This is a genomic window from Candidatus Thiopontia autotrophica, assembly GCF_982804495.1.
In genome coordinates this window covers 52326-56281 of sequence record NZ_CEYDPX010000007.1, presented here as the reverse complement: position 1 = coordinate 56281, position 3956 = coordinate 52326, and the positions used below count along the sequence as shown (strand labels likewise).

General features: G+C 42.6%; 7 protein-coding genes. 6 read left to right on the top strand and 1 reads right to left on the bottom strand.

The annotated features are described in order from the left end of the window. Positions 1 to 467: aminotransferase class V-fold PLP-dependent enzyme (locus AC3ZFK_RS03825; RefSeq protein WP_489433732.1), on the bottom strand; the 467-nt coding region annotated here is incomplete at its 3' end. A 128-nt stretch (positions 468 to 595) separates the two neighbouring features. Between AC3ZFK_RS03825 and AC3ZFK_RS03820 the strand changes: the two genes are divergently transcribed. From AC3ZFK_RS03820 to AC3ZFK_RS03795, 6 genes are all read left to right on the top strand, one after another. Then, positions 596 to 1618: a type IV pilus twitching motility protein PilT gene (locus AC3ZFK_RS03820; RefSeq protein ID WP_487541546.1), complete on the top strand. Its 1023-nt coding sequence runs from the start codon at positions 596 to 598 to the stop codon at positions 1616 to 1618. After that, positions 1593 to 2075: a GspH/FimT family pseudopilin gene (locus tag AC3ZFK_RS03815; RefSeq protein ID WP_487541548.1), complete on the top strand. Its 483-nt coding sequence runs from the start codon at positions 1593 to 1595 to the stop codon at positions 2073 to 2075. The genes AC3ZFK_RS03820 and AC3ZFK_RS03815 overlap by 26 nt, the downstream gene beginning before the upstream one ends. A 6-nt stretch (positions 2076 to 2081) precedes the next feature. Further along, positions 2082 to 2549 carry a type IV pilus modification PilV family protein gene (locus tag AC3ZFK_RS03810; RefSeq protein ID WP_487541550.1) on the top strand — a complete coding sequence of 156 codons (468 nt, stop codon included), beginning with the start codon at positions 2082 to 2084 and terminating at the stop codon, positions 2547 to 2549. Beyond that, positions 2546 to 3262: a prepilin-type N-terminal cleavage/methylation domain-containing protein gene (locus AC3ZFK_RS03805; protein ID WP_487541552.1), complete on the top strand. Its 717-nt coding sequence runs from the start codon at positions 2546 to 2548 to the stop codon at positions 3260 to 3262. Before AC3ZFK_RS03810 ends, AC3ZFK_RS03805 begins: the two co-directional genes overlap by 4 nt. Position 3263: 1 nt before the next feature. Further along, on the top strand, positions 3264 to 3752 hold the full coding sequence (locus tag AC3ZFK_RS03800) for a hypothetical protein (RefSeq protein WP_487541554.1): 489 nt from the start codon (positions 3264 to 3266) through the stop codon (positions 3750 to 3752). Continuing rightward, positions 3742 to 3956 (top strand): hypothetical protein (locus tag AC3ZFK_RS03795; protein WP_489433731.1); only part of this gene is annotated, 215 nt, incomplete at its 3' end. The genes AC3ZFK_RS03800 and AC3ZFK_RS03795, both read left to right, overlap by 11 nt.

The window sequence follows — 3956 nt, the reverse complement described above, 5'->3', positions numbered from 1 at the left end:
CCGGTTCCAAACTGTACCGAGCTGATGGAGATCAGACGTGTATTGCTATCAACCGCCTCAAACAGCGCATCCTCTGGCGATTTTGCGGAGTTCAGGTCTGCTTTTCTTGTTAAAACGCCGTAGCGTGACAGTGATTCCCAGACAATTGAGTTAGAGGGAAACTCTTGATCCGAGGTCACCACATTATCTCCAGATTTCCAGGATAGACCGTGTGCAATCAGGGAGAGCCCCTCGGAGGTGTTTTTAAGCAGTGCTATATCGTCAGCTGTGCCAATACCAACCAGCCTGCTGAGACGCTCACGCAGCCTGGTCTCAGTCTTGACCCAGTCAGGGTAATTGCTGGAACCCAGGGTGCCGTTCTCAACTGCAAACGCAGAGACTGCATCAACCGTACGCTGTGGCCAGGGGGAGACAGCGGCGTGGTTTAAATAAATAAGACTAGGTGATAATTTAAATTCTAGTGTCATGTAATCAATTCTGGTGATTTTGGTTAATCTTACAATCAATAAATAAAAATTGGATACATTAATAGGTATAAGGTACGATGGATAGATACATAAATTATATTTCTAATAGTGTTGGGAGGAAAAGATTTATGGCAGATGTTGCCGATACAATTCATGCTCTGGTTGATCGGCATGATTTATCAGATATACACATAAAGGCAGACGAGCCTATATCGTTACGTATAAATGGTGATATCGTCCCATCGCCAGGGGGTGAAATTACAACAGCAGAAGATATACAGTCATTTACTCAGACATTTCTTTCTGAGAAACAACAGAGCCACCTTAACGAGTTCAGAGACCAGGATCTTGCTATAGAGGTTGCTGGCTTCCGCTTCAGGGCAAATTTCTTCTATACATCAACTGGCCTAGCAATCGCGCTGAGGAAAATTGAGACAGAAATTCCTTCAATGGAGAAGCTAAACCTTCCTCTGGTGGCGCAAGAGGTCGCAAATAAACCTAACGGCTTGGTTCTGGTTACTGGTCCAACAGGGTCTGGTAAAACAACCTCACTGGCGGCCATGATGGGTTATATCAATCAGACTAGAAAGGGACATATTCTCACCATTGAGGACCCTGTTGAATATATTCACAAAAGTGAGCAGTGTATTGTTGCACAGCGTGAGATAGGGCGAGATGCATACTCCTTTACTCATGCGTTACGTGCGGCACTACGTGAAGATCCAGATGTGATTCTGGTTGGTGAAATGCGTGATCTTGAAACAGTTCAACTGGCATTGACCGCAGCGGAAACTGGCCATCTTGTTTTTGGTACTCTCCATACGTCCGGTGCCCCAAATACAATTAACCGAATTATCGATGTCTTTCCGCCACAACAGCAGGATCAGGTGCGCGCACAATTATCACAGTCACTGCGTATGGTAATGACCCAGCGTCTTTTTAAACGCTCTGATGGTAATGGTCGGATCGCAGCATTTGAGGTGATGATCTGTAACCATGCAATACGAAACATGATTAGAGAGGGAAAAATTCCTCAAATCACCAACGCCCTTCAGACTGGAAAAGCAGAGGGAATGATTACCATGGAGAAAGCAATAGAGGAACTGGTTCACACAGGAAAGATTGATGAGAGCAACCTGTCGCGCGAATAGAGGCTTTACCTTAATAGAGATGATTACTGTATTTGCAATTCTCAGCGTATTGGCAGCGGTTGCTATTCCTGGAATTGGTAGCTGGATTGGCAAGACAAGCCTGAGAAGCTCGGTAGACAAAACCGCACAACTACTTTCATATATGAAAGGCGAGGCACTCAGTAGAGGAACAACCGTTAAAGGAGAGATTGACGAGAATGAAGATACTGTGACTCTATATTATTCAGAAGAGCATGTAACTAATTGTCAGAGCGGTGAGGTGATGTGGGTGGCCATGGACAATAATCTTTATATGAAAAAAATAGAGCTCTCATCTACTGCAGAAAACAACAACCTCTGTTTTTTTCGTGATGGAACCTCCAATGGTGGAACCCTCTCACTGACCTCCAAGCATGGAGAGTATGCAGTGCGGGTGTTATCAGCCACAGCATTTATTGAGACACAGAAAATAGAGTAGATAACCATGAAAGTTTCAGGTAGAGAGGATGGTTTTTCATTAATGGAGGCAGTGGTCTCCATAGCCATTATTTCTATTGGATTTGTGGGTATATACTCAGTATTTGTAGTGGCAGAAAAGTCACTGGCAAAGAGCTTTGAAAAGAACAGGCTTATGGTAACAGCCAGCTCAATGATTGAAGAGATAAGTAGTGACCAGGATAATCTAGATAACTTTAAGGAGATGGATCTGGATCTGACTGATGGTCATTACAATAACGAAGAGACTGAGAGAAAAATAAACAGGGCACGAAAAAAATGGAAGAAACGTCTTGAACAGTCTCACCATAAAGATACCGATCAAGCGCCCACAAAACTAACAGACATAGCAGTTGATGGAGAGGATCAAAATCTACTAGCCGTAGAGATGAAGGGAAAGCAGGGGGTCAATGTAACCTTTCATCGAATATATAGAAAAAAGGAGCAGGCTGAGTGAGGCAGCAGTGCGCAGGCTATACCCTGACTGAGCTAATGGTGGCAACCGCTGTTGGTTCAATTGTTATGGCAATGGCCTTTACATCATTTGCGCTGGTTAATAAGAAATATCAGAAATATACAGATCTCTCCACCCTTCAACATAGCGGAAGTCAGGTTATTAGTATTATTGCGCGTGACCTACGAATGGCAGGTTATCAGGATCTGGATACCACCAATGGATTGATTGCAAATGCGCTAGTAGCTGGAAATAATATCAACGATCGTGGGAGTGATTCAATTGAGGTAACTTATGATCTGGATGAGAATAATCGTATCAAGGTCTTATATTTTCTACTCCAGTGTGCGGACACAGGTGAATGTAACAGGGAGAATAATCGTTATCGACTATATAAAACCAAATGGTCAATGAATGGTGCGAGTTGGGGAGATCCAGATTACGAAGAGCAGGCAGTTGCAGACTATATTGATGACCTTCAATTTCAATACAACATGTCTGATGGTACCGATAAAAACAGTCCAAATAGTGATGAGATATCAGATATCAGGAGTGTTGATGTCTCAATCCTGGTGCGTACTGCACGAAAACATGGTGACAAGAATGTTGATCCCATTGAGGTTGAGGACAACACACATAATAGTTTGACTACAGGGTATATACGGGAGGTATTTTCCACTACAGCATATACCAGAAATCTGGAATTGGGTGGATAGGATGAGAAGAGAACAGGGCAGCATACTGTTTATCTCTATCCTGATTCTGACAGTGATAGGTGTGCTGGGGGCTGCAATACTGATGATTGCAGAAAAAGAGCGCAAGATGGTGGATTCTGCCAAAGCACAATATGACACATTCTATGCAGCCGAAGACTGTATAGATCAAGGTATGTACTGGCTAGAAAAACAGAATGTAATGGGAAAACTACCGCTTGCCCTTCTTGATACGGAGGATTATGTAACTGTTCATGAGGGAGAGATTAGTATTGATGTTTCTGATGCTACAACAGGAAGTGAAATACAGTGTAGTTACACGGTAAAGGAGCGTGGAATAGGTGCCGTAGTTTCGGGGAATGATATTAGTGAAGCATATGAATATACAAATCCTGACATTGGAAAGCAGTTTTATTATGAGGTAGAGAGTATAGGAACTGATGGACAGAGCAGTAAAACAGTAGTGGAGGCTAATGCTATTTATGGGCTCTAACTATATTACTGTAAGAGCAATTGGGTTTCTATCTTTGCTGATATTGTCTAGTCAGCTTTATGCTGAAACCAATATTTATGCATCAAATGGTTACTACACCAGTACGGTTACTTGGGAAAAAAGCAAATCTCCTTATATTTTACATGTGGATGTTAATATTGAGAAGCGTGGCACTTTAATTATTGAGCCTGGTGTGGAAATTGT